Annotated in this window: 24 protein-coding genes; 14 read left to right on the top strand and 10 right to left on the bottom strand. The window is 66.4% G+C overall.

All coding sequences use genetic code 11. The features are described from left to right. Window positions 1-7: 7 nt before the first annotated feature. From QX094_RS24900 to lpxB, 10 genes are all read left to right on the top strand, one after another. Window positions 8-766 carry an isoprenyl transferase gene (locus tag QX094_RS24900; protein WP_315827149.1) on the top strand — a complete coding sequence of 253 codons (759 nt, stop codon included), beginning with the start codon at window positions 8-10 and terminating at the stop codon, window positions 764-766. Further along, complete coding sequence (locus QX094_RS24905; RefSeq protein WP_316175261.1) at window positions 763-1,650, top strand: phosphatidate cytidylyltransferase; 888 nt, start codon at window positions 763-765, stop codon at window positions 1,648-1,650. Before QX094_RS24900 ends, QX094_RS24905 begins: the two co-directional genes overlap by 4 nt. 41 nt (window positions 1,651-1,691) lie before the next feature. Then, window positions 1,692-2,915, top strand: a complete 1,224-nt coding sequence (gene dxr / locus QX094_RS24910; protein WP_315711602.1) for a 1-deoxy-D-xylulose-5-phosphate reductoisomerase — start codon at window positions 1,692-1,694, stop codon at window positions 2,913-2,915. A gap of 39 nt (window positions 2,916-2,954) precedes the next feature. Then, window positions 2,955-4,106 carry an RIP metalloprotease RseP gene (rseP, locus tag QX094_RS24915; protein WP_315750909.1) on the top strand — a complete coding sequence of 384 codons (1,152 nt, stop codon included), beginning with the start codon at window positions 2,955-2,957 and terminating at the stop codon, window positions 4,104-4,106. A 174-nt stretch (window positions 4,107-4,280) separates the two neighbouring features. After that, window positions 4,281-6,821: an outer membrane protein assembly factor BamA gene (gene bamA, locus QX094_RS24920; protein WP_315711604.1), complete on the top strand. Its 2,541-nt coding sequence runs from the start codon at window positions 4,281-4,283 to the stop codon at window positions 6,819-6,821. 117 nt (window positions 6,822-6,938) lie between these two features. Beyond that, the gene (gene lpxD, locus QX094_RS24925) at window positions 6,939-8,006 is read left to right on the top strand and encodes a UDP-3-O-(3-hydroxymyristoyl)glucosamine N-acyltransferase (protein WP_315711605.1); all 1,068 of its coding nucleotides are present in this window, start codon (window positions 6,939-6,941) and stop codon (window positions 8,004-8,006) included. Beyond that, complete coding sequence (gene fabZ, locus QX094_RS24930; protein ID WP_284418776.1) at window positions 8,006-8,464, top strand: 3-hydroxyacyl-ACP dehydratase FabZ; 459 nt, start codon at window positions 8,006-8,008, stop codon at window positions 8,462-8,464. Before lpxD ends, fabZ begins: the two co-directional genes overlap by 1 nt. Before the next feature lie 29 nt (window positions 8,465-8,493). Further along, complete coding sequence (lpxA, locus tag QX094_RS24935) at window positions 8,494-9,303, top strand: acyl-ACP--UDP-N-acetylglucosamine O-acyltransferase (RefSeq protein WP_315711606.1); 810 nt, start codon at window positions 8,494-8,496, stop codon at window positions 9,301-9,303. A 4-nt stretch (window positions 9,304-9,307) separates the two neighbouring features. Further along, entirely contained in the window at window positions 9,308-10,165 is an 858-nt protein-coding gene (locus QX094_RS24940; protein WP_315750910.1) for an LpxI family protein, read from the top strand. Between the two features lie 26 nt (window positions 10,166-10,191). Beyond that, window positions 10,192-11,349: a lipid-A-disaccharide synthase gene (gene lpxB, locus QX094_RS24945; RefSeq protein WP_315711608.1), complete on the top strand. Its 1,158-nt coding sequence runs from the start codon at window positions 10,192-10,194 to the stop codon at window positions 11,347-11,349. Here the strand turns inward: lpxB and QX094_RS24950 are convergent, their stop codons facing one another. Continuing rightward, window positions 11,350-12,633, bottom strand: a complete 1,284-nt coding sequence (locus tag QX094_RS24950; RefSeq protein WP_316188244.1) for a GAF domain-containing sensor histidine kinase — start codon at window positions 12,631-12,633, stop codon at window positions 11,350-11,352. It abuts the gene before it with no gap. 91 nt (window positions 12,634-12,724) lie between these two features. Here QX094_RS24950 and QX094_RS24955 point away from each other — a divergent pair, with 91 nt between their 5' ends. Then, window positions 12,725-13,090, top strand: coding sequence for a response regulator (locus QX094_RS24955; RefSeq protein ID WP_316188245.1), 366 nt, complete (start codon window positions 12,725-12,727; stop codon window positions 13,088-13,090). Between the two features lie 102 nt (window positions 13,091-13,192). Here the strand turns inward: QX094_RS24955 and gltA are convergent, their stop codons facing one another. Together gltA and gltX are read right to left on the bottom strand one after the other, a co-directional pair. Then, window positions 13,193-14,497, bottom strand: a complete 1,305-nt coding sequence (gene gltA, locus QX094_RS24960; protein WP_316188246.1) for a citrate synthase — start codon at window positions 14,495-14,497, stop codon at window positions 13,193-13,195. Between the two features lie 303 nt (window positions 14,498-14,800). Continuing rightward, entirely contained in the window at window positions 14,801-16,225 is a 1,425-nt protein-coding gene (gene gltX / locus QX094_RS24965; RefSeq protein ID WP_316188247.1) for a glutamate--tRNA ligase, read from the bottom strand. Between the two features lie 136 nt (window positions 16,226-16,361). On the opposite strand from gltX, the gene QX094_RS24970 reads away from it, so the two are divergent. Further along, window positions 16,362-18,050, top strand: coding sequence for a glutamine--tRNA ligase/YqeY domain fusion protein (locus QX094_RS24970; RefSeq protein WP_316188248.1), 1,689 nt, complete (start codon window positions 16,362-16,364; stop codon window positions 18,048-18,050). Between the two features lie 30 nt (window positions 18,051-18,080). Here the strand turns inward: QX094_RS24970 and QX094_RS24975 are convergent, their stop codons facing one another. Continuing rightward, window positions 18,081-18,293 carry a hypothetical protein gene (locus QX094_RS24975; RefSeq protein ID WP_315711615.1) on the bottom strand — a complete coding sequence of 71 codons (213 nt, stop codon included), beginning with the start codon at window positions 18,291-18,293 and terminating at the stop codon, window positions 18,081-18,083. Between the two features lie 142 nt (window positions 18,294-18,435). On the opposite strand from QX094_RS24975, the gene QX094_RS24980 reads away from it, so the two are divergent. Then, entirely contained in the window at window positions 18,436-20,727 is a 2,292-nt protein-coding gene (locus QX094_RS24980) for a ComEC/Rec2 family competence protein (protein WP_316170130.1), read from the top strand. A 393-nt stretch (window positions 20,728-21,120) separates the two neighbouring features. Here QX094_RS24980 and QX094_RS24985 read toward each other — a convergent pair whose 3' ends face one another. From QX094_RS24985 to QX094_RS25000, 4 genes are all read right to left on the bottom strand, one after another. Next, complete coding sequence (locus tag QX094_RS24985) at window positions 21,121-21,561, bottom strand: hypothetical protein (protein WP_315711618.1); 441 nt, start codon at window positions 21,559-21,561, stop codon at window positions 21,121-21,123. 274 nt (window positions 21,562-21,835) lie between these two features. Beyond that, on the bottom strand, window positions 21,836-22,534 hold the full coding sequence (gene lexA, locus QX094_RS24990) for a transcriptional repressor LexA (RefSeq protein ID WP_172109545.1): 699 nt from the start codon (window positions 22,532-22,534) through the stop codon (window positions 21,836-21,838). A 205-nt stretch (window positions 22,535-22,739) separates the two neighbouring features. Beyond that, window positions 22,740-23,951 carry a gephyrin-like molybdotransferase Glp gene (glp, locus tag QX094_RS24995; protein WP_316175265.1) on the bottom strand — a complete coding sequence of 404 codons (1,212 nt, stop codon included), beginning with the start codon at window positions 23,949-23,951 and terminating at the stop codon, window positions 22,740-22,742. Window positions 23,952-24,082: 131 nt separating this feature from the next. Further along, on the bottom strand, window positions 24,083-24,784 hold the full coding sequence (locus QX094_RS25000; RefSeq protein WP_316175267.1) for an alpha/beta hydrolase: 702 nt from the start codon (window positions 24,782-24,784) through the stop codon (window positions 24,083-24,085). Here QX094_RS25000 and QX094_RS25005 point away from each other — a divergent pair. Then, window positions 24,783-25,046: a hypothetical protein gene (locus tag QX094_RS25005; protein ID WP_315750918.1), complete on the top strand. Its 264-nt coding sequence runs from the start codon at window positions 24,783-24,785 to the stop codon at window positions 25,044-25,046. The two genes, QX094_RS25000 and QX094_RS25005, sit on opposite strands and share 2 nt — an antisense overlap. A 26-nt stretch (window positions 25,047-25,072) precedes the next feature. Here QX094_RS25005 and QX094_RS25010 read toward each other — a convergent pair whose 3' ends face one another. Beyond that, window positions 25,073-25,441, bottom strand: a complete 369-nt coding sequence (locus QX094_RS25010) for a hypothetical protein (protein ID WP_316188249.1) — start codon at window positions 25,439-25,441, stop codon at window positions 25,073-25,075. 458 nt (window positions 25,442-25,899) lie between these two features. Beyond that, window positions 25,900-26,529 (bottom strand): HAD family phosphatase, encoded by a 630-nt coding sequence (locus QX094_RS25015; protein ID WP_316175269.1) that lies wholly within the window; start codon window positions 26,527-26,529, stop codon window positions 25,900-25,902. Between the last annotated feature and the right edge of the window lie 4 nt (window positions 26,530-26,533).

Below are 26,533 nucleotides of genomic sequence, written 5' to 3' on the forward strand. Positions count from 1 at the left end.
GCGCTTGATGTCCAATGCCGCGGCCCCGATGACGGAGGCGCCGGACCGGTCCGACGGACCGGCCCATGTTGCCATCATCATGGATGGCAACGGCCGCTGGGCTGCGGCCCGCGGGCTGCCGCGCGCGGAAGGGCATCGCCGTGGCGTCGAGGCGTTGCGCCGCGTGGTGCGCGCCTCGCATGAGCTCGGCATTCGCTATCTCACCATCTTCTCGTTCTCGTCCGAGAACTGGTCGCGTCCGGCCAGCGAGATCGGCGACCTGTTTGGGCTGCTCCGCCGCTTCATCCGCAACGATCTCGCGACCCTGCATCGCGACGGCGTGCGTGTCAGGGTGATCGGCGAGCGCGACGGGCTCGAGCCCGACATCTGCGCGCTCCTCAGCGAGGCCGAGGAACTGACCCGGGGCAACACCAAGCTCACGCTCGTGGTCGCCTTCAACTACGGCTCGCGCCAGGAGATCGCGCGCGCGGCGCAGCGTCTGGCCCGCGAGGTCGCCGAGGGCCGGCGCGATCCGGCTTCGATCGATGCCGATGCGATCGGCGCTCATCTCGATGCACCCGATATTCCCGATCCCGATCTCATCATCCGCACCAGCGGCGAGCAGCGGTTGTCCAACTTCCTGATGTGGCAGGCGGCCTATAGCGAGCTGGTGTTCGTGCCGATCCATTGGCCCGACTTCGACAAGGCCGCGCTGGAGGGCGCGATCGCCGAGTTCGGCCGGCGTGAACGCCGCTTCGGCGGTCTCGTGGCGAAAACCGCCTCGTGACCAAACCGGATACCGCAGCCGTGAGAGACGCCGCCAACGCCGCGCAGCGCAATGATCCCGCGCCGCCGAAAAAGGCTGCAACCAGCAATCTGGTGATGCGGGTTGCCGCGGCGCTGGTGCTGGTGCCGCTGGCGCTCGGCGCCGCCTATGCCGGCGGCGTATTCTGGACCGCACTGGTCACGGTGGTCGCGGTCGGCCTGTATCTCGAATGGCTGATGGTGGTGGGCGAGGTTCGCACGGCCAGCGTCGGCACAGCCGGCGCACTGGCCATCGGCGTTGCCGGCCTTTGCTGCGCCTATGGCCTGATCGACTTCGCCGTCGTCGTGCTTGGGCTCGGCCTGGTCGCGGTCACGGCGCTCGCTGCGGGACGTCGCGCCTGGGTGGCCGCCGGCTTCGTCTATGCGTCGGCCGCCGAGCTCGGCTCGGTGCTGGTGCGCTTCGATGCGGCCGAGGGATGGCATGCGCTGGTGCTGGTGTTTCTGGTCGTATGGGCCAGCGACATCGGCGGCTACGTTGCGGGCCGCAGCATCGGCGGGCCGAAGCTCGCGCCGCGGATCAGCCCGAACAAGACCTGGGCCGGCGCCGTCGGCGGCTTCGCCGCCAGCCTCGTCGCCGCGGCCGCCTGGTCGATGGCCGGCGCCGGCGGCCTGATGGCGATGCTTGTGCTCGCCGCGGCGCTGTCGGTGGTCTCGCAGCTCGGCGACCTGCTCGAATCTGCGGTGAAGCGGCAGTTCGGGGTCAAGGACTCCAGTCACATCATTCCCGGCCATGGCGGCCTGTTGGATCGCCTGGACGGCTATGTCGCGGCGATCGTCGTCGCTGCGTTGCTCGGTTTGCTGCGCGGCGGCCTCGATGGCGTCGGCCGCGGTCTTCTGGTTTGGTGACCGGCAGCGCGGCTGGCCGGTCGAGATTGTTTGGTGAGAACATGAGCGCAGTGCCATTGCGGAACAACAAGGCCGGTCTCGCGGAGGTGCGCAGCGTCACCGTGCTCGGCGCCACCGGCTCGATCGGCGATTCGACCATGGACCTCGTGCGCGGCGCGCCGGAGCGCTACCGCGTCGAGGCGCTGACCGGCAACAGCAACGTCCAGGGCCTGGTGAAGCTGGCCCGGGAGTTCAACCCGCGCTTCGTGGCGGTGGCCGATCCGGCCGGCCTCGACGAGCTGCGCGACGCGCTGGCGGGCACCGGGATCGAATGCGGGGCAGGGGAGAGCGCCATCATCGAGGCGGCAGCCCGTCCCGCCGACTGGGTCATGGCCGCCGTCTCCGGCGCCGCCGGCCTCAAGCCGGCGCTCGCCGCGGTGGACCGCGGCGCGACCGTGGCGCTCGCCAACAAGGAATGCCTGGTCTGTGCCGGCGATTTCTTCATGGAGCGGGCCGCGCGGGCTGGCGCCTGCATCCTGCCGGCCGATTCGGAGCACAACGCGCTGTTCCAGGCGCTGTCCTCGGGCAATCGCGAGGAACTGGTGCGGGTGATCATCACCGCCTCGGGCGGCCCGTTCCGCACCTGGGCGCCGGCCGATATCGAGCAGGCGACCTTGGCCCAGGCGCTGAAACATCCGAACTGGAGCATGGGCCAGAAGATCACGATCGATTCGGCCTCGATGATGAACAAGGGCCTCGAGGTGATCGAGGCGTCCTACCTGTTCGCGCTGTCGCCCGACGAGATCGACGTCCTGGTCCATCCGCAGTCCATCGTCCACGGCATGGTCGAGTTCTCCGACCGTTCGGTGGTGGCGCAGCTCGGCGCGCCGGACATGAGGATTCCGATCGCCCACTGCCTCGGCTGGCCGGAGCGCATCAAGGGTCCGTCGGCCCGGCTCGATCTCGCCAAGATCGGCACGCTGACCTTCGAGGCCCCGGACTTCGAGCGGTTCCCCGGTCTGCGGCTGGCGTACGATTCGCTGCGCACCGGGCGCGGCGCGACGACGGTGTTCAACGCGGCCAACGAGGTTGCCGTCGCGGCCTTCATCGCTGGTCACATCCGGTTCGGTGCGATCGCCCGGCTGGTCGAGGCGACCCTCGAGGACTGGACGCGTTCGGGTAATCTGGCACCATTGACCTCGGCGGACGACGCCATCGCCATTGACCATGACGCGCGAAAAAGGGCCTCCGGCCTCTTGCCTCAAATCGCCGCAAAAGCATCTTAAAGGGTTGGACGGGCCACCGGCCCATCGGGAAGGTCATCGATGTCGGAATTTTTCCACCATATCTTCAATACGTTGAGCCACGGCCTTCTCGGCTACATCGTCCCGTTCCTGTTCGTGCTGACGATCGTGGTGTTTTTCCACGAACTCGGCCATTTCCTGATCGCGCGCTGGGCCGGCGTGAAGGTGTTGACGTTTTCGCTCGGATTTGGCCCAGAACTGATCGGTTTCAACGACCGCCACAACACCCGCTGGAAGATCTCGGCGATCCCGCTCGGCGGCTACGTGAAGTTCTTCGGCGACGAATCCGAGGCCTCGACGCCTTCGGCCGAGGCGCTCGCCAAGATGACGGCCGAGGAGCGGGCCGACAGCTTCCACCACAAGACCGTCGGTCAGCGCGCTGCGATCGTCGCGGCCGGCCCGATCGCCAATTTCATCCTCGCGGTCATCATCTTCGCCGGCATGGCGCTGTATTTCGGCAAGCCGAACACGACCCCGCGGGTCGATGCCGTCCAGCCGGACAGCGTCGCGGCCCAGGCCGGCTTCAAGGACGGTGACGTCGTCGCCGCCATCGACGGCCGGGCGATCGAGACCTTCGCCGACATGCAGCGCGTCGTCTCGGTCAGCGCCGGCACCGAATTGTCCTTCCTGATCAAGCGGGACGGCACGGAACTCACCCTGAAGGCGACGCCGGCGCTCAAGGAGGTCAAGGACCTGTTCGGCAACAGCCACCGGATCGGCGTGCTCGGCATCCAGTACAACGCCAAGCCGGACGAATCGCGGTCGATCCCCGTCGGGTTCCTCGAGTCGATCAAGATCGGTTTCGAGCAGGTCTGGTTCATCATCTCCACGACCTTCAAGTTCATCGCCTCGCTGTTCGCGGGCGCCGGAAGCGCTGGCGACGTCGGCGGTCCGATCCGAATCGCACAACTCTCGGGACAGGCAGCCAGCCTCGGCTTCCAGTTCGTTGTGCAACTGTGCGCGACGCTGTCGGTCTCGATCGGGCTCCTGAACCTGTTCCCGGTTCCGCTGCTCGATGGCGGACACCTGTTGTTCTATGGGGTCGAGGCCGTCCGCGGCCGGCCGCTGTCGGAGCGGGCGCAGGAGATGGGGTTCCGAATCGGCCTCGGGCTGGTTCTCATGCTGATGGTCTTTGCAACCTATAACGATATCCTTCACCTCGCCGGGTCCTGAGCGCGGCTTTTTTACGACGTGGCCGTTGGGCAACGTTTTGAAACGAATTTGAAAATTCAGAGAGATCCGGCGTTTGCCGCCGGGTCCAAATTGGCTACAAGCGAACGACAAATGGGAATCTGTCGGGTTCGTAGGGGTACGGAACCGGCAACGGAATATAAGGGCGCGTAGCGCATGAAGTTCGGATTGCGGGTGCGGGGGGGCTTGGCGGCCGCCTTTATCATGTTCGCCGGCCCGGTGGCTTTGCCGCTGGCGAGCGTGGTTCTTTCGTCGCCAGCTGCGGCTCAGACGGTCAACTCGATCGAAGTGGTCGGTAACCGCCGCGTCGAGCTGGAGACCATCCGATCGTACTTCAAGCCGGGCCCCGGCGGGACGCTCGACGCCGGCCGGGTCGATGACGGCCTCAAGGCGCTGATCGAGACCGGCCTGTTCTCCGACGTGAAGATCAACCGCCAGGGCGGGCGCCTGATCGTCACGGTCGTCGAGAACCCGGTGATCGGCCGCGTCGCGTTCGAGGGCAACAAGAAGGTCAAGGACGAGCAGCTCCAGGCGGAAGTGCAGTCGAAGCCGCGCGGCACGCTGTCGCGCCCGATGGTGCAGTCCGACGCCCAGCGCATCGCGGAGATCTATCGCCGCTCGGGCCGTTACGACGTGCGCGTCACGCCGGAAATGATCGAGCAGCCGAACAACCGCGTCGACCTGATCTTCACGATCGAGGAAGGCGCGAAGACCGGCGTGAAGTCGATCGAGTTCGTCGGCAACAACGCCTTCTCGTCCTATCGCCTCAAGGACGTCATCAAGACCCGCGAGACCAACCTCCTGAGCTTTCTCGGCTCGGGCGACGTCTACGATCCGGACCGTGTCGAGGCCGACCGCGACCTGATTCGCCGCTTCTACCTGAAGAACGGCTATGCCGACGTGCAGGTCGTGGCTGCGCTCAGCGAGTACGATCCGGAGCGCAAGGGCTTCCTCGTGACCTTCAAGATCGAGGAAGGCCAGCAGTATCGGGTCGGTTCGGTCGACTTCCAGTCGTCGATCGCGACGCTCGACGCCACCACGCTGCGCGGATATTCGCGCGTCAGCGTCGGCTCGCTCTACAACGTCGAGAACATCGAGAAGTCGGTCGAGGAGATGCAGATCGAGGCCTCGCGGCGCGGCTACGCGTTCGCGGTGGTCCGTCCGCGCGGCGATCGCAACTTCGAGGCTCATACGGTGTCGGTCGTGTTCGCCATCGACGAGGGCCCGCGCACCTATATCGAGCGCATCAACATCCGCGGCAACACCCGCACCCGTGACTACGTCATTCGCCGCGAGTTCGATATCTCCGAGGGCGACGCCTACAACCGCGCCCTGGTGGACCGTGCCGAGCGCCGCCTGAAGAACCTCGACTTCTTCAAGGACGTGAAGATCGTCACCGAGCCGGGCTCTTCGAGCGACCGCGTGGTCCTGAACGTCAACCTGGAAGAGAAGTCGACCGGTGACTTCTCGATCTCCGGCGGTTATTCGACCACGGACGGTGCACTCGCCGAGGTCTCGATCTCCGAGCGCAACTTCCTCGGCCGCGGCCTGTTCGCCAAGGCGTCGGTGACCTACGGCCAGTTCGCCCGCGGCTACTCGCTGTCGTTCGTCGAGCCCTATCTGCTCGACTACCGGGTCGCGCTGGGCCTCGACCTGTACCAGCGCCAGCAGCTCGCCAACAACTTCATCTCCTACGGCACCAAGACGCTCGGCTTCAGCCCGCGCCTCGGCTTCCAGTTGCGTGAAGACCTGTCGCTGCAACTGCGCTACTCGATCTACCGCCAGGAGATCTCGCTGCCGGCGACGCTGTCGGACTGTAACAACGTCGCGGCCGGCACCCTGATCGGCAACCGCTTCGTGCCGTTCAATCCGACGCCGGCGTTCATCAATGCCAATGGTCTCGCCGATCCGAACGGCGGTCTCGGCTGCTTTGCCAACGGCGAGGCGTCGCTGCCGGTGCGCCAGGAGCTGGCGAACGGCGCGACCCTGACCTCGGCGCTGGGCTATACGCTGAACTACAACACGCTCGACAACAACAAGAACCCGACCGACGGCCTGCTGGTCGACTTCAAGCAGGACTTCGCGGGTGTCGGCGGCGATGTGTCGTACCTGAAGACCGCGTTCGATGCGAAGTACTTCACCCCGCTGGTGTCGGACATCGTCAGCATCGTCCACCTCCAGGGCGGCATCCTGAACAAGATCGGCAATACGCAGCTGCGCATGCTCGATCACTTCCAGATGGGTCCGAACCTGGTTCGCGGCTTCGCTCCGAACGGCATTGGTCCGCGCGATATCAATCCGTTCGGCACGCAGGATGCGCTGGGCGGCACCAAGTACTGGGGCGCTTCGCTCGAACTGCAGATGCCGTTCTGGTTCCTGCCCAAGGAGACGGGCCTGAAGGGTGCCGTCTACGCCGACGCTGGCGGCCTGTGGGGCTATCAGGGTCCGACGTCCTGGGCTGCGACGGGCGAGGTTAATACCCCCGGCTGCATCAAGCCGACGCGCAACCCGAACAACGCCGGCACCTGCCTTGGTCTGCAGTTCGATGACCAGAACAAGGTCCGGACCTCGGTCGGCGTGGGTCTGGTGTGGGCGTCGCCGTTCGGTCCGCTGCGCTTCGACTACGCGATCCCGCTCACCAAGGGTCAGTTCGACCGGACGCAGGAATTCCGGTTCGGCGGCGGTACCTCGTTCTGAGCCTGGGCCGATCGAATCCGGGTTGGCATCGACCAACCTCGCCGGTGTAAGAAATGGGAGCTCGGTTCCGGGACACCGGAGCCGGGCTCTGACTTTTTGTCTTGAGAGTACGACGGAATGGCCCAGCCGACCTTCTTCCAATCGCCGCCGCCCACGACCCTGGCAGCGATCGCCGCCGCCGCCAAGGCCACCCTGGTCGACCCATCCCGCGGCGAGCAGGTCGTCAAGGGACTGGCGTCGCTCGACGAGGCCGGCCCGATGCATCTGGCGTTCTTCGACAACCTCAGATACGCAGGCCAGCTCGCCGGGACCAAAGCGGGCGCCTGCCTGGTCAGTCCGCGATTCGAGGCGCGCGTGCCGTCCCACGTCGCAGTGCTTCGCGCCAATCAGCCGTTCCGCGCCTTCGTGCAGCTCGCGCGCGAGTTCCATGCCGACGCACTGCGGCCGCAGCCCTGGTTCGGCGACGATGGAATCTCGCCTCAAGCCATCATCGATCCCACCGCGCGGCTGGAGGACGGCGTCATCGTCGAGCCGCTGGCGGTGATCGGCGCCCATGTCGAGATCGGCTCGGGGACGATCGTTGGTGCGGGTGCCGTGATCGGTCCCCACGTCAAGATCGGTCGCGACTGCAATGTCGGCGCCCGCACCGTCATCCAGTGCGCGCTGATCGGCAACGACGTCCTGATCCATCCTGGCTGCAGTATCGGCCAGGATGGCTACGGCTTCATCTTCTTCGGCGCGGATGGGCACACCAAGGTGCCGCAGACCGGGCGGGTGCTGATCCAGAACCATGTCGAGGTCGGCGCCGGCACGACGATCGACCGTGGCAGCCTGCGCGACACGGTGATCGGCGAGGGCACCAAGATCGACAACCAGGTGCAGATTGGCCACAATGTCACAATCGGACGGCATTGCCTGCTGGCGGCCCAGATCGGGCTGGCAGGAAGTCTCACGATCGGCGACAACGTCGCGCTCGGGGCGAAGGTTGGTATCAACAATCACCTGACGATCGGCGATGGTGCGCAGGTGACGGCGATGAGCGGCGTCAAGGACGACATTCCGCCGAACGGCCGGTGGGGCGGTTTCTTCGCCAAGCCGACCAAGCAGTGGTTCCGCGAGATCGTTGCGGTGGAACGGCTGGTGCGAGATTCGACCGCGACGAACAGGGACGAGGGACGGGAGTGATGGAGGAGTCACCCATCAGGTTTGCGGACGTCGACATCAACGAGATTCTCAAGACGCTGCCGCACCGTTATCCATTTCTCCTGATCGACCGCGTGAAGAACATCCGGGCCGACTACAGCGGCATCGGCGTCAAGAACGTCTCGATCGGCGAGCCCTGCTTCCAGGGGCACTTTCCGGAGCGGCCGGTCTATCCGGGCGTGCTGATGATCGAGGGCATGGCCCAGACCGCCGGCGTGATCGGCATCAAGTCGGTCGAGGGCACGGAAAAGCCGCGCGCGGTGTATTTCCTCACCATCGACAAGTGCAAGTTCCGCAAGCCGGTGCTGCCCGGCCAGACCATCGAGTATCACATGCGCTCGATCGGCCGGCGCAAGACGATGTGGTGGTTCCACGGCGATGCCAAGGTCGACGGCGTCGTCGTCGCCGAGGCCGATGTCGGCGCGATGCTGACCGACTGACGGGCTGGTAGAAAGTTGATTGCGTCGAAATGAGCAAGATTGATCCCACCGCACGCGTCGAGGATGGCGCCGTCATCGGTGAGGGGACCGTGATCGGTCCTTACTGCATCGTCGGCCCCAACGTCGTGATCGGGGCCAACTGCAAGCTGATCAGCCACGTCCAGATCATGGGCCACACCACGCTCGGCGATGACAACGTGATCTCGCCCTTCGTCGTGCTCGGCGGCGCGCCGCAGGATCTCAGCTATCGCGGCGAGCCGCATCGGCTCGAGATCGGCTCCGGCTGCACCTTCCGTGAAGGCGTGACGATGAACATCGGCACCACGAAAGGCGGCGGCCTGACCAAGGTCGGCAATGCCGGGTTCTTCATGAACAATGCCCATGTCGCCCACGATTGCGTTGTCGGCGACAACGTGATCTTCGCGACCTCGGCGACACTTGGCGGCCATGTTGAGGTCGGTGATTCCGTCTACATCGGCGGCCTGTCCGCGGTGCATCAGTTCACCCGCATCGGCCATGGCGTGATGGTCGGCGGTGTCTGCGGCGTACGCGGCGATATCATTCCGTATGGCCTCGCCAACGGCCAGTATGCCGCGCTCGAAGGTCTCAACGTCATTGGCATGAAGCGCCGCAAGTTCACACGCGAGCGCCTCGCCACGGTGCGTGCCTTTTACCAAAAGCTTTTCCATGGCCCCGGCGTGTTCGCCGATCGCCTCGCGGCGGTGCGGCCGCTGGCCGGCGAGGATCCCGCCATTGCCGAGATCCTCGCCTTCATCGATGGCGGCCGACATCGCGCCTTGTGCCTGCCCGAGATCGGCAGGCCGGCCATCGAGCCGTAGCGCCATGGCGACGCCGGCCGCCGTGACCTCTCCGCCGATCGGCATGATCGCCGCGGGCGGGGTGCTGCCTTTCGCGGTCGCCGATGCCATCGTCGCGCGCGGCCAGACGCCGGTGCTGTTCGCCTTGAAGGGCATCTGCGATCCAAAGCCGCTGGCGCGCTTCCGGCATCACTGGATCGGCCTCGGCCAACTCGGCAATGCCCTGAAGCTCCTGAAGGCCGAGGGCGTTCGCGATCTCATGTTCATCGGCAATCTCGTTCGTCCGGCCGTGTCGGAGATCCGCTTCGACTGGGGCACGCTGCGCGAGCTGCCCTACATCTGGTCGGCCTTTCGCGGCGGTGACGATCATCTGCTGTCCGGCGTCGGCCGCATCTTCGAGCGTCACGGCTTTCACATGATCGGCGTCAAGGACGTCGCCCCCAATCTGCTCGTGCCCGAAGGGCGGCTGACGCGGAGCGGGCCCAACGATCTGGTGACTGGCGACATCGCCAAAGGAATGTCCGTGCTCCGCGCCATGGCGCCGTTCGATGTCGGGCAGGCCGTGGTCGTGATCGACGGCCACGTCGTTGCGCTCGAGGACATCGAGGGCACCGACGGGCTGCTGGCCCGCGTGGCGCGGCTGCGCGCCGATCGCCGCATTCGTGCTGCTGCCGGGCGCGGCGTGCTGGTGAAGGCGCCCAAGGCCGGCCAGGACCTCCGCTACGACCTGCCGACCATCGGTCCGCGAACCATCGAGGGACTTTCGGCCGCGGGTCTCGCCGGAGTCGCCGTCGCTGCCGCCTATACTCTGCTCGCCGATCCCCAGGAGACAGTGGCTGCCGCCGATCGGGCAGGCGTGTTCATCACGGGTGTCACGGCGTGACGCCCCGGCCTCCGGCAGGCCCGGCCATGCGCAGGATCTGCCTGGTCGCGACCGAAGAGTCCGGTGATCGCCTCGGCGCCAGCCTGATGAAGGTGCTGCGCCAGCGGCTCGGCGACGGCGTCGAATTCTCCGGCGTCGGCGGCCGCGGCATGACACGCGAGGGGCTCGCCTCGCTGTTTCCGATCGAGGAGCTCTCGATCGTCGGCTTCGCGGCGGTGCTGAAGCAGCTGCCCAAGATCCTCCGCCTGATCCGCGGCACCGTCGATGCGATCGTTGCGGACCAGCCCGACGTGCTCGTCATCATCGACAGTCCCGATTTCACCCAGCGCGTGGCGAAGCGGGTTCACGCGCGCGATCCCGAGATTCCGATCGTGAACTACGTGGCACCGACCGTATGGGCGTGGCGCCCGGGCCGGGCACGCGCGATGCGCGGCTACGTCGATCACGTGCTGGGCTTGCTGCCGTTCGAGCCGGAGGCGTTCCGAAGGCTCAATGGTCCGCCCTGTACCTATGTCGGCCATCCCCTGATCGAACAGCTCGCCAACCTGCGCCCCAATGCGGCAGAGCAGGCGCGCCGAGATGCCGACCCTCCCGTTCTGCTGGTGCTTCCTGGCAGCCGGCGCAGCGAGGTCGCTCGCCACATCGCCGTGTTCGGCGAGACATTGGCGCGGCTGCGCGCCCAAAACCTGGCCTTCGAAGCCGTGCTGCCCACCACGCCGCATCTCGAAGCCGCGGTGCGGGCTGGAGTCGCAAACTGGCCGCTCGTTCCGGAGATCATCACGGGCGAGGCCGAGAAGCGGGCAGCCTTCAGGCGCGCGCGCGCCGCGCTCGCCAAGTCCGGCACGGTGACCCTGGAGCTCGCGCTGTCCGGCGTGCCGATGGTGACGGCGTATCGCGTCGGCGAGATCGAGGCGTTCATTCTCCGGCGAGTCGTCAACGTGCAATCGGTCATTCTCGCCAATCTCGTGATCGGCGAGAACGTCATTCCGGAATTCCTTCAGGAAGCCTGCACCGCCGACAATCTCGCGCCCGTTCTCGCCGATCTCCTGGGCGACGGTCCGATCCGTTCGCGCCAGGTCGAGGCATTCCATCGCCTCGACGCGATCATGTCCACGGGCGCGGCCTCGCCGAGCGTGCGCGCGGCCGACATCGTGCTGGCGACGATGCGCAGCGGGCGGCGCTGATCAGGCCTGAAGCGGCATCTTGAATTCGAAGGTCGCTCTGTCGCCGGTCGACGTGGCCTGGAGCGTGCCGCCATCCGCTCGCGCAATCTCGGAGGCGATGTAGAGTCCGAGCCCGAGACCATGCTGGCTCGGACGCTCGCCACGCATGTAGGGCTTGAACAGATTCTGCATCGCCTTGTCCGAGATCGGCGGTCCGTGATTGGTGACGGCGAGCACGAAACAGCCTTCGCTCGTTGTTGCGGAGACCTGGATCGGCTTGTCCTTGTCGCCGTAGGAGATGGCGTTGCCGAGCAGGTTCGAGAACAATTGTCCGATCTTGCTGCGGTCGCATTTGACCGGCTCCGCGATGTTGATCCGGGACTCGATCTCGTGATCGGGCCAGGCCAGACGGATCTCGGAGATGACCTGCTCGATCACCGGCGCCAGCGGTTGCCGCGCGTCGGGCTTGATCGTCAGGCCGCCGCCGAGGCGCCCCCGGGCGAAATCCATGATGTTGTCGACCAGTCCGGCCATGCGCATGACTGATTTCTGAATCATGGAAATGATCTCAGGCGCTCTGGCGCTGTCCTGACTGCGGAGCAGCACGCGCATTCCGGCGTCGATCGAGGCCAGCGGATTGCGGAGGTCATGGCCGAGAACGCCGATGAATTGCTCTCTCAGCTCGGCGGTCCGGCGCTCGTCGAGCAGGTCAGCCTGGGTGATCTTCAGCCGTTCCTCGGTCGAAAACCTGCGCTTCTCGCTGAGGCCGAGGCTGGCCTGGCTGCGCGCGAAGCGCTGATGAAGCTCCAGCTGGGCGGCGATCAGCTCCCCGAACAGCTGAAACGTGCTGACGATTTCGGGCCGGTCGAGCTCGCGCGGCGCTGGATCGATCGCGCACAGGGTGCCCCAGACGGTCCCGTCGGACAGGGTGATCGGAGCTGAGATGTAGCTGCGAAAGCCGTAGAGCTTTGGCGTCGGGTGATCGCGAAACAGGCGATCCGTCTCGACGTCCCCGATGACGACGGCTTCGCCTCGCTCCCGGACCTCGCTGCAGATCGTCGTCTTGACGCGCAGCTCGCCGCCCTTCTTCAGGCCGAAATTGATGTCGTCGCGAACCGCACAACAGACCCATCGATCCGAGGTCACGCGCGCGACCGCAACGAATCCCATCCCGGTGATCCTGCTCACCGAGTCCAGAATTTTGGGAACGGCGCCGAGCTGCTGGACAGCGTCGACGTCCGGGTTGGAATTGGGCGTCATCGTATGCTCGAGCTGGTCCCCGATCCAGGATGCAAGCCGGATCATCAACTTGCACCGTTCAACGCACGGAGCGTCGGAACGTTCGCCGGAACCAAATGATCGTGGTGCGATTGAATCGGATTGGACAGGAGACGCCGTGTCCCGCGTTCTGCGCACAAGAAAAACAGTTCTGGTCGTTGAGGACGAGGGTCTCATCCGTGCCAATGCCGTCGATATGATCAGAGACCTCGGTTTCGAGGTCATCGAGGCCGTTGACGCCGATCAGGCCATTTCCCTTCTCGAACGCTGTGAACGCATATCGGTCGTTTTCACGGATATCCAAATGCCCGGTTCGATGGACGGCCTGCGGCTGGTCGCCGTCATCCGGGACCGCTGGCCCCCGGTCGCGCTCCTGGTGACGTCAGGTCAGGTGACCCCTTCGGAATTGCCGTCCGGCGCGCGCTTCCTTGCCAAGCCATACGGGGCCGAGCAGCTCAGGTCTCATCTCGAGGCGCTGGCCTGATGCACTCCCGGCCGATGCCGCGAGTCAGAAAGGTGCGACCTCACAAACGAAACGGCGCCGTCGGGATCGACGGCGCCGTTCGAAAGCGGAATTGCGCTGCGCTCAGCCGCGCTTGTCCATCTCGACATAGTCGCGCGTCGCGACGCCGGTGTAGAGCTGGCGCGGACGGCCGATCTTCTGTTGCGGATCCTCGATCATCTCGCTCCACTGGCTGATCCAGCCGACGGTGCGGGCGACGGCGAACAGCACGGTGAACATCGACACCGGGAAGCCCATCGCCTTCAGGGTGATGCCCGAGTAGAAGTCGACGTTCGGATAGAGCTTGCGCTCGATGAAGTACTGATCGCTGAGCGCGATCTTCTCAAGCTCCATCGCGACCTTGAGCATCTGATCGTCGGCGTGGCCCGTCTCCTTGAGCACCGCGTGACACATCTTCTGCATGATCTTGGCGCGCGGGTCGTAGTTCTTGTAGACGCGATGGCCGAAGCCCATCAGGCGCACGTCGCTGTTCTTGTCCTTCACCTTGGCGATGAAGTCCGGAATCTTGTCGACGCTGCCGATCTCGGCCAGCATGTTCAGCGCCGCCTCGTTGGCGCCGCCGTGTGCCGGACCCCACAGGCAGGCGATGCCGGCGGCGATGCACGCGAACGGGTTGGCGCCCGACGAGCCGGCGATGCGCACCGTCGAGGTCGAGGCGTTCTGCTCGTGATCGGCGTGCAGGATGAAGATCTTGTCGAGCGCGTCGGCGAGAACCGGGTTCGGCTTGTACTCCTCGCACGGCACCGCGAAGCACATGTGCAGGAAGTTCTCGGCGAACGAGAGCGAGTTCTTCGGATAAACGAAAGGCTGGCCGATGGTGTATTTGTAGGCCATCGCCGCCAGGGTCGGGATCTTCGCGATCATCCGCATCGACGCGATCATGCGCTGCTTCGGATCGTTGATGTCGGTGGAGTCGTGGTAGAACGCGGCGAGTGCGCCGACCGAAGCGACCATGACCGCCATCGGATGCGCGTCGCGGCGGAAGCCGTGGAAGAAGCGCGACATCTGCTCGTGCACCATCGTGTGGTGGGTCACGCGATAGTCGAAATCCTGCTTCTGGGCCTTGGTGGGAAGCTCCCCGTACAGCAGCAGATAGCAGGTCTCCAGGAAGTCGCCCTTCTCGGCGAGCTGCTCGATCGGATATCCGCGGTATTCCAGGACGCCGGCGTCGCCGTCGATATAGGTGATCTTGGACTGGCAGCTGCCGGTCGAGGTGAAGCCGGGATCATAGGTGAACATCCCGGTCTGGGCGTAGAGCTTGCCGATGTCGATGACGTCGGGACCCACGGTGCCGCTCAGGATCGGAAGATCGAAATTCTTGTTGCCGACGGTGAGGGTCGCGGTCTTGCTTGCGGATTTTGCGTCCATCGTTTGTCCCCGATGAGATCGTTAGGCTTGGCCCTTGTTCTTTTTGAGAGATGGCAGGGCGGGTGGACTTTATCCAGTGCGGTGGCTTTGACATTCGCGTCACTGTCGCTGCCAACAGCTTAAGCGAAGGTCAAATCCGAAACCGTACTGGAATCTTATACTTACTAGTGTCCTTCGGCCCTAACATCCGTCAACGAGCCCGCCGCAACGTGTGAAGGATGTTCGAGCCGGGAAAACCAGTGGGTGCCGCGCAAATGCGTATCGTATTGCCCTGTGCGCTGCAAGATGGGGGGCCATGAGACCTTATGAGGCGGTCTGGTCCTCCAGACGGCCCAAGGATTCATCACGCCCCAGGATCGCCAGAACGTCGAAAATACCGGGTGAGGTGGTTCGGCCGGTGAGCGCCGCGCGCAGCGGCTGCGCCACCGCGCCCAGCTTGAGATTGTTGGCTTCAGCAAACGCACGCAGCGCGGCTTCTGTGGCCGGTCCGCTCCAGGACGCGACAGCGGCCAGCGCGTCACGCAGCCGGCCGATCAGGGCGCGGCTGTCCGGCGTCAGCAGGGCCGCGGCCTTGGCGTCGATCGGAAGCGGCCGGTCGGCAAAGATGAAGGCGGCGCCGTCGATCAGCTCCAAAAGCGTCTTGGCGCGCTCCTTCAGGCTCGGCATCGCCAGAGTGAGCTGCGCGCGCGTGGCGTCGTTGAGCTTGGCCTTGAGAGCCGCGCCGTTCGGCACGTAATTCAGCACGTCCTCGAACTGGCGCACCAGCGCCGCATCGTCGCTGTGGCGGATGTAGTGGCCGTTGAGATTTTCCAGCTTGGCAAAGTCGAACCGCGCCGCCGAGCGGCCGATCGCCGGCAGGTCGAACGCCTTGATCATCTCCTCGGTCGAGAAGATCTCCTGGTCGCCATGGCTCCAGCCGAGCCGCACCAGATAATTGCGCAGTGCCGACGGCAGATATCCCATCGCACGGTAGGCGTCGACGCCGAGCGCGCCGTGGCGCTTCGACAGCTTCGAGCCGTCGGGCCCGTGAATCAGCGGGATGTGCGACATCGACGGCACCGTCCAGCCGAGCGCATCGTAGATCTGCTTCTGGCGCGCGGCGTTGATCAGATGGTCGTCGCCGCGGATGACGTGGGTGACGCCCATGTCGTGGTCGTCGACGACGACCGCCAGCATGTAGGTCGGATTGCCATCGCCTCGCAGCAGCACGAGGTCGTCGAGGTTCTCGTTCTGCCAGACCACGCGGCCCTGGACCTGATCCTCGATCACGGTCTCGCCGGTCAGCGGCGCGCGCAGCCGGATCGTCGGCTTGACGCCTTCGGGCGCCTCCTTGGGATCGCGGTCGCGCCACATGCCGTCGTAGAGCCGGGTGCGGCCTTCCGCGCGCGCCTTCTCGCGCATCGCGGCCAGCTCCTCGGCGGTGGCATAGCAGCGATACGCCATGCCGCTGGCGAGCATTTGCTCGGCGACCTCGCGATGGCGCGCGGCGCGGCTATATTGGTAGATGACCTCGCCGTCCCAATCGAGCTCGAGCCATTTCAGGCCGTCGAGGATGGCATCGATCGCCGCACTGGTCGAGCGCTCGCGGTCGGTGTCCTCGATCCTGAGCAGCATCTTGCCGCCGCGGCCGCGCGCATACAGCCAGTTGAACAGGGCCGTCCGGGCGCCTCCGATGTGGAGAAAGCCGGTCGGGGAGGGGGCAAAGCGCGTGACGATCGGGGTGGTCATGGGCGGCAGCACGAAATCCAGGCAGGGGCTCAAGAGGGCGGGGGGTGTATAGCAGGCCTATCGCATAACTAAAGCCTTCCTTGGGGGAAGCGGATTTGGCAGATAGGCTGCCAAATTCCGGAGCAGGATATTCTTGATGACCACGACGACAGACACGGCGGCGACGGCAGAGGCAGGGCGCGACTTCATCCGCGACATCGTCCAGGCCGATCTCGACAGCGGCAGGCACAAGACGGTCGTCACCCGGTTCCCGCCGGAGCCGAACGGCTACCTGCATATCGGCCATGCCAAGTCGATCGGCCTCAACTTCGGCATTGCCCAGGAATTCGGCGGTCGCTGCAATCTGCGCTTCGACGACACCAATCCGACCAAGGAAGAGCAGGAATATATCGATTCCATCCAGGCCGACGTGCGCTGGCTCGGCTATGACTGGGGCGACAACCTGTTCTTCGCCTCGGATTACTTCGAACGCCTCTACGACTGGGCCGAGGGCCTGATCAAGGCCGGCTTGGCCTATGTCGACGACCAGTCTCAGGAAGACATTCGGCTGTCGCGCGGCACGCTCACCGAGCCCGGCAGGAACAGCCCGTTCCGCGACCGTTCGGTCGAGGAGAATCTCGACCTGTTCCGGCGCATGAAGGCCGGCGAATTCCCGAACGGCGCGCGCGTGCTGCGCGCCAAGATCGACATGGCCGCCGGCAACATCAACCTGCGCGACCCCGTGCTGTACCGGATCCTGCACGCCCACCACCCGCGCACCGGCGACGCCTGGAAGATCTATCCGAGCTATGACTACGCGCACGGGCAGTCCGACGCGATCGAGGGCGTGACGCACTCGATCTGCACGCTCGAGTTCGAGGATCACCGTCCCCTCTACGACTGGTTCCTGGACAAGCTGCCGGTGCCGTCGCATCCGCACCAGTACGAGTTCGCGCGCCTCAATCTCACCTATACTCTGCTATCCAAGCGCGTGCTGACGCGGCTGGTGCAGGACGGCCATGTCGCCGGCTGGAACGATCCACGCATGCCGACCATCGCCGGCCTGAAGCGGCGCGGCGTGCCGCCGGCGGCGGTGCGCCAGTTCATCAAGCGCATCGGCATCGCCAAGGCGAACAGCATCGTCGACGTCGGCATGCTCGAATTCTGCATCCGCGAGGAGCTGAATCGCACGGCGCTGCGCCGGATGGCGGTGCTGCGGCCGCTGAAGGTGGTGATCGAGAACTATCCGGAAGGCCAGGTCGAGGAGCTCGAGGCGATCAACCATCCCGACGATCCCGCAGCCGGCACGCGCAGGATCGCGTTCGGCCGCGAGCTGTATATCGAGCAGGACGACTTCATGGAGAACCCGCCGAAGAAGTTCTTCCGGCTGTCGCCGGGCAACGAGGTGCGGCTGCGCTACGCCTATTTCATCAAGTGCCGCGACGTCATCAAGAACGACGCCGGCGAGATCGTCGAGCTGCGCTGTACCTATGATCCGGCGACCAAGGGCGGCAACGCGCCGGATGGACGCAAGGTCAAGGCGACGATGCACTGGCTGCCCGCTGCACAGTCGCTGACAGCCGAGATCCGCCTCTACAACCAGCTGTTCGCCAATCCGAGCCCCAATGCGGCCGACTTCACTGCCGATCTCAATCCCAGCTCGCTCGAGGTCCTGACCGACGCGCGCATCGAGCCGGCGATCGCCGCGAGCAATTCCGACGCGCCGATGCAGTTCGAGCGCCAGGGCTACTTCGTGCGCGATCCGGATTCGACGCCCGACAAGCTCGTGTTCAACCGCACCATCGGCCTGCGCGACACCTTCGCCAAGGAAGTCGCGAAGGGGTGAGGCAAGCGGGGACCGCGGGACGCGTGTGGCTCAGCTGATCGCGTCCTGCCCGGCCTCGGTCAGCGTCGGCACGCCATCGGTGAGTTCGACGAGGCCGCGCTCGGTGAGCAGCGAAAGATCTTCGTCGGCGACAGGGGACAGCGTCAGCCGGTGGGCCTTGATGTCCCGGAGAGTCCAGCGCAGGTGGATCGCCTTCTCGAGCGCGAGGTCGGCGAAGGGGTCTTCAGGGTCGTGGGCGTCCATCCCCTGAAAAGCACGTGCGGCGCAAAAAGTTCCCCCGCAGCGGCCGTGCAGATTTCCAGGATTCCCGTTCCGTTCTGCTAGGCGCGCTCGCGCAGCTTCCGGTAGCCTTTCCGCCCGTCGGGTAACGGGTGGTGTGGGGGCAATGGCGGAGCCGGTCAGGCCGCCGGGAGGGCGTCGCGGGATCGCGGGCGTGATGGCCGATGTCTGGCCGCCGCGCGGCGCGCTGGCCGGCGGCTGGCCCGCGATCGGGGCCGGTGCGTCGTCGGTGTTCGCCGCCCGCCTGAAGAGCTGGGCGGCCGAGGAGGCCGGGGCGGGCCGGCTGCTACCCTGGGTGCCGGTGGCGTTCGGGGCCGGCATCGCGCTGTACTTCGCCGCCGATCACGAGCCCGTGCTCTGGATTGCCGCCACCACCGCGGCGCTGCTCGGCATCGTCGCCATCATGATGCGGCGGCATCGGCTGTTTCCGGTTGCCGTGATGATCGCGGCGGCGGCGTGCGGCTTCGCCGCGGCGACCGTCAAGACCGCGCGCGTCGCGCATCCGGTGCTGGCGCGGCCGTTGTATTCGGTGGCGCTGTCCGGCTTCGTCGAGGCGCGCGACATCCGCGAGCGCAGCGACCGCATCGTGCTGCGGGTGACGTCGATGGAGAGCCCGCGCAACGCCGTCACCATCGCGCGTGTCAGGCTCGCGGTGCGCAAGGGCGCGGCGCCCGAGGTCGGCAGCTTCGTGCAGCTCAAGGCGCGGCTGCTGCCGCCGATGGCCCCGGTGCGGCCGGGATCCTACGACTTCGCGCGCGACATGTTCTTCCAGGGCATCGGCGCCTCCGGCTTCGTGATGGGCGCGATCACGACGGCGACGCCGCCGCAGGCCGCCGGCTTCGGCCTGGGCTATGCGGCGGCCATGCAGGGTCTGCGCGATGCGATCGACGCACGCATCCGCGGCCGCCTGTCGGGCGACGAGCGCGCCATCGCCACCGCGCTGCTGACCGGCCGGCGCGACGCCATCACGCCCGATGTCAACGACGCGATGTTCGTCTCCGGTCTCGGCCATGTGCTGTCGATCTCCGGCTATCACATGGCGGTCGTCGCCGGCGTCGTATTCTTCGCCGTGCGCGCGCTGCTGGCGCTGATCCCCGGCCTCACCATCAGCCATCCGATCAAGAAATGGGCGGCGGCCGCGGCGCTGGTCGCGGCGGCGTTCTATCTGTTGCTCTCAGGCGCGGAGGTCGCGACCCAAAGGTCGTTCTTCATGACGGCGGTCGTGCTGATCGCGGTCATGGTCGACCGCCGCGCCGTCACCTTCCGCACGCTCGCGGTCGCAGCGATGATCGTACTGGTGGCGGCCCCGGAAGCGCTCGTGCATCCGAGCTTCCAGATGTCGTTCGCGGCAACGCTCGGCCTGGTCGCGCTGGTGCAGTTCGGCCTGCCCAGACTGTTCGCGACGCCGGACAGCTCGACCACCCAGCGCATTGCGCTGTGGGGCGGCCGCGAGCTTGCGATGCTGTTGCTGGCCTCGCTGATCGCGGGGCTCGCGACCACGCCCTATGCCGCCTTCCATTTCCATCGCGTCACGCCGTATGGCGTGCTCGCCAATCTCGCAGCGATGCCGGTCGTCTCGGCGCTGGTGATGCCGGCCGGCCTGATGGGCCTCGTGGCGGCGCCGTTCGGGCTCGACGGTCCCTGGTGGACGCTGATGGGCCTCGGCATCGACTGGATGATCGCGGTGACGCGCTGGGTGGCGGCGCTGCCCGGCGCGGTCGGGCGCATCCCGGCCTTCGGCATCGGTCCACTGATCCTGGCCAGCCTCGGTGTCATCCTGATCGGCCTGCTGCGCACACCGCTGCGCTGGTCGGGCGCCGTGGGGCTCGTGGTGGCCACCGCGTGGGCCGCCGCGACGCCGCTGCCCGACGCGCTGATCGCCGGCGATGGGCGCGCGGTGGCGGTGCGCGGCCGTGACGGGCGTCTGCATGCGATGCGCATCGGCAAGGACGTGTTCGCCACCAAGGAGTGGCTCGCGGCCGACGCCGATGCCCGGCTGCCGGCGGATTCATCGCTCACCGATGGCGTCTCCTGCGACGAGGCGGGCTGCGTGGTCGCAATGGCCGACGGCCGATTCGCCGCCCTGACCCTGCGCGCCGAGGCGCTCGCCGATGATTGCGCCCGTGCCGCGCTCATCGTCACCGCGCGCGCCGCGCCGTCATCCTGCGCGGCGGCCGTCATCGATCGCGAGCGGTTGCGGCAGCAGGGCGCCTTGATGCTGGTGCGGCAGGGCAGGAGCTTCGCCGTCACGCCGGCGCGCGCCGGCGGCACTGACCGCCCATGGTGGCCGGCGCCCGCCGAGGCCGGCGAGTTCGACACGACGCTGACGCCGCGCGCGCCGGCCGTGCGGCCTCAGGACGCGACGCCGCCGGAGACGGAGCAGGGCGAAGAAGACTGAGTGCCGGGCAGCTCGAACGTGCCGAGATGATACTCGGTGTCGCCAGGTCCATGTTGCCAAGTCCATCGAACAGCGAGGGGCTTTCGGCCAGCGTGAACGCAGCGCGCGGATAGCGTTGCCAGATGGCGATGTCGTCAGCCGTGACTGTCAGCCATCCGAACACAAGCATATTGCAGCCGGGCTCGGTGATCCCGGCGGCCTTGTTCCAATCGATCTTGTTGACCACGGCGGCAGGCTCCCCCGGCACATCATGCCGGCCGAGGGATGTCGTTCCTATCCGATGCGATGCCGGGGCGTGAGGTTCGCCCGAGAGGACTTTGCGCTTGCAGAACCCAAATCTCCCACGGTCGAAAGCTCGCTCACGACCGAGAGAAATGCCGATGCGGAGACCCCTCAGGTGATGCTGATGCGGCGAATCGGTGTGGCCTGCGAAGGCGGCACGTCCTCGGCGATGTCCGGGCGTCGCTCCGCCGGCTGCTTGCTGACCGGCAATTGCAGCACGGTGACGCGCTGGCCCTCGCAGAGCTGGGTCACCAGCACGTGGCGGCCATCGGCGAATTCGATCGCGTCGTGATGGCGATCGGGAATGTGAGTCTCGATGCTGTTGAACTTTGCGACGCGCTCGCGGATCGTCCGGGTCCAGAGCCAGCGGCTGTCGTAGCGGACGTCCTCGGCGAAGGCCAACTCGGTGCCGGGCAGCATGCAGACTGCGACGGTCGGCTCGCTCTCCAGCGCGAAGCCGCGGGTGGCGGTGCCACGGAAGGTCATCGAGATCAACGTCTCGCCGACCTTGGCGGGACGGGACGCAACCGCATGGAGGCTGTAGTCACACATCGGATCGCTCCTCGTTGAGAGATAGCCGACCCACGCTCCCCCCGGACAGGCGCAGGCCTCTATCAGAGTGGACATCGATGGTGATGTTAGCGCGCGCTTCGCGGCAATTCTGCGCTGATCTGCATCGCGTGTGCCCGCGGCCGATCACAAGCGTTTGAGCATGCCGCGCTGCACATCATGAGGTGCATTCGCGCGTGACGTATTTTGCTGGGCAGCCTCCGATCGGCGGCGAAAGCGCGTGCGCCCGCCGCCCATCGACCGATCCCATTCGCGATCAGTACTTGCGGTACAGCCCGACCAGCTTGCCTTGGATCTTCACCCGGTTCGGCGGCAGGATGCGTACCTCGTAGGCGGTGTTGGCCGGCTCCAGCGCGATCGATGCGCCGCGGCGGCGGAAGCGCTTCAGCGTCGCTTCCTCATCGTCGATCAGCGCCACCACGATGTCGCCGGTGTCGGCGGTCTCGTTGCGCTGGATCAGCGCCATGTCGCCGTCGAGGATGCCGGCATCGACCATGGAGTCGCCGCGTACCTCGAGCGCGTAGTGATCGCCGTTACCGAGCATGTCGGCAGGCACGCTGATGGTGTGGCTGCGGGTCTGCAGCGCCTCGATCGGGGTACCGGCGGCGATGCGGCCCATCACCGGCACTGCGACGGGGCGCTCGCCATCGTCCAGCGCGGGAGTGCTGGTGCGCACCTTGCCGAGATTGCCCTCGATCACCGATGGGGTGAAGCCGCGGCGGTTGTTGGCGGCCTGTGACAGCTCGGGCAGCTTGATCACCTCGATCGCGCGGGCGCGATTGGGCAGCCGGCGGATGAAGCCGCGCTCCTCGAGCGCCGTGATCAGGCGATGAATGCCGGACTTCGAGCGCAGATCGAGCGCATCCTTCATCTCGTCGAAGGACGGCGGCACGCCGGCTTCCTTGAGCCGCTCGTTGATGAACCGCAGAAGTTCGTACTGTTTGCGCGTCAGCATCTCGACCTGGTCCCCGGTTTGTTGTCGTCCGAGTCCAGGAGCTGCGCCTCGCGCACAAACCGGCTGAGAGCGCCCTGGAGTCGGACCGTCATCGCGTCGCCCGCAACATACTAAAAACAAATCATGAACGGACACTATATGTTCGATGTGTGTTCCGCAATCCTAAAAATATGATGAACAGACCGGGCTTTACCGGGGAAGCGGCTCAGTTCGGCAGGCGCAGGATCTCGCACGGGCTGCCGGCAGGCGCCTTCGGAGCAAACGCCGGCCGGATCACCACCGCCTGCGAGAGCGCGAGATTCCCAAGCAGCGACGAATCCTGCTGGCTCACCGGGGTCGCAACCAGCGTGCCGTCGGCGCGCTCTTCGAGCCGCGCCCGCAGATAGTCCTCGCGCGAATCGTTCGGCCCGAGCTCGCGGCCGAGCAGGGCGGTCTCGCGCGGCATCACGGCCTCGTCGCGGCCGAGCAGCCGCCGAATCAGCGGCACCAGGAACAGGAGGGCGCAGACATAGGACGACACCGGATTGCCGGGCAGTCCGATCACCCTGACGTCGCCGAGCCGTCCGTGCATCATCGGCTTGCCCGGCCGCATCGCGATCTTCCAGAACGCCATCTCGACGCCCTCGGCTTCGAGCGCCTGCTTGACCAGGTCGTGATCGCCGACCGAGGCGCCGCCGGTCGTGATCAAGATGTCGGCCTTGGCCTCTCGGGCCCGGCGGATGCCGGCGATCGTCGCCTCCATCGTATCCGCGGCGATGCCGAGATCGATCGGGGTCCCGCCCTCGTTGCGCACCAGCGCCCGCAAGGCGTAGCCGTTGGAATAGACGATCTGGCCCGGGCCGGGCGTCGAGCCCGGCATCACCAGCTCGTCGCCGGTGGCGAGCAGCGCCACCTTCGGCCGGCGCCGCACCGGCAGCGCCGGATGATTCATGCTGGCCGCCAGCGACAGGTCGCGGTCGCTGAGCCGGCGCCCGGACTTCAGCAGCACCATGCCCTGGTGAAAGTCGACGCCCGCCGGCCGGATATGCCGGCCCTTGATCGCGGCCTCGGTGATCACGACGTGGCCATCTTCGGCGATTGTGTCCTCCTGGATCACCACCGCGTCCGCGCCCTCCGGAACAACGCCACCGGTGAAGATCCGCGCCGCCTCGCCGGGTCCAACCACGCGATCGAACGGCCGCCCTGCCGCAACCTCGCCGATGATCTTCAGCCGCGCCTTGGCCTGGGCGGCGTCCGCCGCGCGCACGGCATAGCCGTCCATTGCCGACATCGCCTCGGGCGGCTGCGTCCGCAGCGCCGCGATGTCCCGCGCCAGGATGCGGTGAAACGCTTCGTCCAGCCCGACCTGCTCCTCGGCCAGCGGTTCGGCGCCGGCGAGCACGGCGGACAACGCATCAGACACCGGCATCAGGGCCATGAGAGTTCCTTCGGACGGAGACGGCAGATCGAATGAATCGCCTTCTAACCGAACGCGCACGGCGCGGCCAAGGGCCTAGGCCGCTCCCTGCGTTCTGACCGTCTGCTGTGGGCCGTTTCCGGGCCGCTGCCTCACGATCGCGCGAGAAAGTCCGCAATCAACCGCATGACCTCCTGCGGACGTTCCAGGCTCGGCAGGTGCGCCGTTCCGGCCAGCTCATGTCCTGACCCGTTCGGCATTGTTGCGGCGAGCAGCCTGCTTCGCTGCTGGATGTGAGGAAAGTCCAAGTCCCCCCGGATGACGAGCGATGGCGCGACGATCTCCGCGAGGCGTGGGAAGGCTGGTGCCACATCGAGAGTCGCGCCGGTTGGCGGCGCGCGGAGTGCGGCGGCGTTCTTCTTCAGGAACGTCTCGCGCGGCTCGCCGGAGATGCGTCCCTCGCGCTGCAAGGGACCGTCGACCCACAGATGCGCCTTGATAGCGCTGACCCGATCCCAATCCTGTGCGGCCTCGGCAGCGGCCAACGACGCCGTTAGCGCCTTGATCTCCGGTGGATAGACCGGCTCCGGCGCGCCGCTGATCGAAGGTGCGATCAGCACCAGCGATGCCATACGTGACGGATGGCGAAGCGCGAAGTCGAGCGCGATGCGGCCTCCTTGCGAGCAGGCAATCAGCGTCGCCGGCCGCGCCGGCGCGAGCGCGTCGACGACGGCGAGCAGGTCCTCGACCGGAGAATGAGCTTCCTCATAGGCGACCGTCTCACCAAATCCGCGCCGGTCATAGGCGATCGTCATATGCGTTGCCGCGACGCCCTCGATCTGCACGCGCCACATGGACGAGCATTGGACCGTGGACCAGCCGATCTACGATCCCAGCACGATCGACTGCCCGGTTCTCGTGCTCGCGACGGAATGGGATGTGGATGTCCGCTTCGGGATGGCGCACGACCTGTTCGTTCGCCTCGTGAGCGCGCCATACAAGCGCCTGGTCGAGATCGGGCAGGGCACGCACATGATCCTGATGGAGCGGAATCGACGGCAGGCGTTCGACGTGGTGATCGGATTTCTCAACGAGCGCGTCGTGCCGGCGCGTTGATCGTCGCGCGGACGACCTGCACCGCGTCAGAGCGGATGCCGAATCCAGACATTCGGCTCGACATAGGCGGCACGGTCGTGCTCGACCGACGCGAGCACGGGCACGAGAGCACCGGGGACCTCGATCTCGCCCGAGCTGTCGAAGGTCACGCCGGTCCATTGCGACCAATCGGCGAGCGTGCCGACGATGGTCATCGAGCACGGCGCGATCTTGACGATCTCGCCGCCGATGCCGATGCGCTTAGGCGCCGGCTCGTCTGCGGCCAGCGGATGTGGCGGGAGACGGGCCGGATGGCGCCGTTGCCGGCGGTCGCATTTAGGATTCGCTTTTTCGGAAAAAGCTGCTATGCTGATTTGGTCCCGTGCTCGACAGGAGGGGCGCTTCGCGATCGTCACGGACGTGGAGCGCGGGATGCGGTGGCCGCGACGTGTCGCAGCGTGCCCTGATGGCGCGCGGACGAACGGCATGGCGCGGACGTGAAGTCGCGTGGTCCTGGCATCCCGAAGCTGATGCCAAGCCGAAGGGTGCTGATGATCCCGTCGGCGACGGTGGCCAACAAGCCGGGCACCGGGGAGATCGCGTATAAGCGTGAAGACCATCGCGCAGGGAATGCCGGATGTCGGCTGGACCTGTGGTGACTGCCGCCTGCTTTTTTTCTGCAGGCGGGCCATGGGTTGCGGCCTGCAGCCCGGCATTCCCTGCGCCCTCCGATTGGAGGAGGGTGAAATGAGAGCAGCAAAGCTCGGGCACATCGTGTCGCGAGAACAATTTTGCACGAGTGGGCACCGTCATTGCGAGCGCAGCCTTTCAGAACGTCACGCCGCTGGCCATGACGCACCCTTGCGCGACGCGATCAGATCCCGAGCGCCTCCAGCGCCGCGGCGATGTCGGCCGTCGAGCGCACCAGCACCGCCTGCAGCCCGCTCGTTCGCGCGCCGTCGATGTTTTCAGCGAGATCGTCGAAGAAAACGATCCGCTCGGCCGGCGCGCCGATCGCCCGCACCACGTGATCATACGCCTCGGCATCCGGCTTTCGCAGGCCGATCGACGACGACAGGAAGATCTCGCGAAAGTGACCAAGCAGGTCGGCATAGCGCGGCGAGAAGTGATCGATGTGCGGCTGGTTGGTGTTGGAGAAGGCATAGAGCGGCAGTCTCGAAGCCGCGCGTGCGAGCAGCGGGGCGATGCCCGGCATCGGGCCGACGAAGATCGCGTTCCAGCCGTCGAGAAACTGCGCGTCGGTGATGTCGATGCCGAGTTGCCGGCGCAGGTTGGCGAAGAACGCGGCATCGGAGACGGTGCCGCGCTCGTGCCCGTGATAGATCTCGTCGCGCACGAAGCGCGCGGCGATGCGCTCCGGCGGACAGCCGGCATGCGCTGCCCAGCGCGAGACCACCTGGACGAAATCGATGTCGATGACGACGCGGCCGAGGTCGAACAGCAGCGCGTCGGCGACGCCGGGGCGGAGAGCGGAGGCGGGCATGGGG

Origin of the sequence: Bradyrhizobium sp. SZCCHNS1050 (assembly GCF_032484785.1) — a bacterium.
In the GTDB taxonomy this organism is placed as follows: domain Bacteria; phylum Pseudomonadota; class Alphaproteobacteria; order Rhizobiales; family Xanthobacteraceae; genus Bradyrhizobium.

What these genes read in the sequence shown, in the direction of transcription:
- gltX (WP_316188247.1), bottom strand. Translation starts at nt 16,225, where the DNA reads ATGACCACCCCGATCGTCACGCGCTTTGCCCCCTCCCCGACCGGCTTT.
- QX094_RS25000 (WP_316175267.1), bottom strand. Translation starts at nt 24,784, where the DNA reads ATGTGGCGCGTGCAGATCGAGGGCGTCGCGGCAACGCATATGACGATC.
- lpxA (WP_315711606.1), top strand. Translation starts at nt 8,494, where the DNA reads ATGAGCAAGATTGATCCCACCGCACGCGTCGAGGATGGCGCCGTCATC.
- QX094_RS24950 (WP_316188244.1), bottom strand. Translation starts at nt 12,633, where the DNA reads ATGATCCGGCTTGCATCCTGGATCGGGGACCAGCTCGAGCATACGATG.
- QX094_RS25005 (WP_315750918.1), top strand. Translation starts at nt 24,783, where the DNA reads ATGGACGAGCATTGGACCGTGGACCAGCCGATCTACGATCCCAGCACG.
- lpxD (WP_315711605.1), top strand. Translation starts at nt 6,939, where the DNA reads ATGGCCCAGCCGACCTTCTTCCAATCGCCGCCGCCCACGACCCTGGCA.
- glp (WP_316175265.1), bottom strand. Translation starts at nt 23,951, where the DNA reads ATGGCCCTGATGCCGGTGTCTGATGCGTTGTCCGCCGTGCTCGCCGGC.
- QX094_RS25015 (WP_316175269.1), bottom strand. Translation starts at nt 26,529, where the DNA reads ATGCCCGCCTCCGCTCTCCGCCCCGGCGTCGCCGACGCGCTGCTGTTC.
- gltA (WP_316188246.1), bottom strand. Translation starts at nt 14,497, where the DNA reads ATGGACGCAAAATCCGCAAGCAAGACCGCGACCCTCACCGTCGGCAAC.
- rseP (WP_315750909.1), top strand. Translation starts at nt 2,955, where the DNA reads ATGTCGGAATTTTTCCACCATATCTTCAATACGTTGAGCCACGGCCTT.
- QX094_RS24975 (WP_315711615.1), bottom strand. Translation starts at nt 18,293, where the DNA reads ATGGACGCCCACGACCCTGAAGACCCCTTCGCCGACCTCGCGCTCGAG.
- QX094_RS24900 (WP_315827149.1), top strand. Translation starts at nt 8, where the DNA reads ATGTCCAATGCCGCGGCCCCGATGACGGAGGCGCCGGACCGGTCCGAC.
- lpxB (WP_315711608.1), top strand. Translation starts at nt 10,192, where the DNA reads ATGCGCAGGATCTGCCTGGTCGCGACCGAAGAGTCCGGTGATCGCCTC.
- fabZ (WP_284418776.1), top strand. Translation starts at nt 8,006, where the DNA reads ATGGAGGAGTCACCCATCAGGTTTGCGGACGTCGACATCAACGAGATT.
- QX094_RS24985 (WP_315711618.1), bottom strand. Translation starts at nt 21,561, where the DNA reads ATGTGTGACTACAGCCTCCATGCGGTTGCGTCCCGTCCCGCCAAGGTC.
- dxr (WP_315711602.1), top strand. Translation starts at nt 1,692, where the DNA reads ATGAGCGCAGTGCCATTGCGGAACAACAAGGCCGGTCTCGCGGAGGTG.
- QX094_RS24970 (WP_316188248.1), top strand. Translation starts at nt 16,362, where the DNA reads ATGACCACGACGACAGACACGGCGGCGACGGCAGAGGCAGGGCGCGAC.
- QX094_RS24980 (WP_316170130.1), top strand. Translation starts at nt 18,436, where the DNA reads ATGGCGGAGCCGGTCAGGCCGCCGGGAGGGCGTCGCGGGATCGCGGGC.
- lexA (WP_172109545.1), bottom strand. Translation starts at nt 22,534, where the DNA reads ATGCTGACGCGCAAACAGTACGAACTTCTGCGGTTCATCAACGAGCGG.
- bamA (WP_315711604.1), top strand. Translation starts at nt 4,281, where the DNA reads ATGAAGTTCGGATTGCGGGTGCGGGGGGGCTTGGCGGCCGCCTTTATC.
- QX094_RS24940 (WP_315750910.1), top strand. Translation starts at nt 9,308, where the DNA reads ATGGCGACGCCGGCCGCCGTGACCTCTCCGCCGATCGGCATGATCGCC.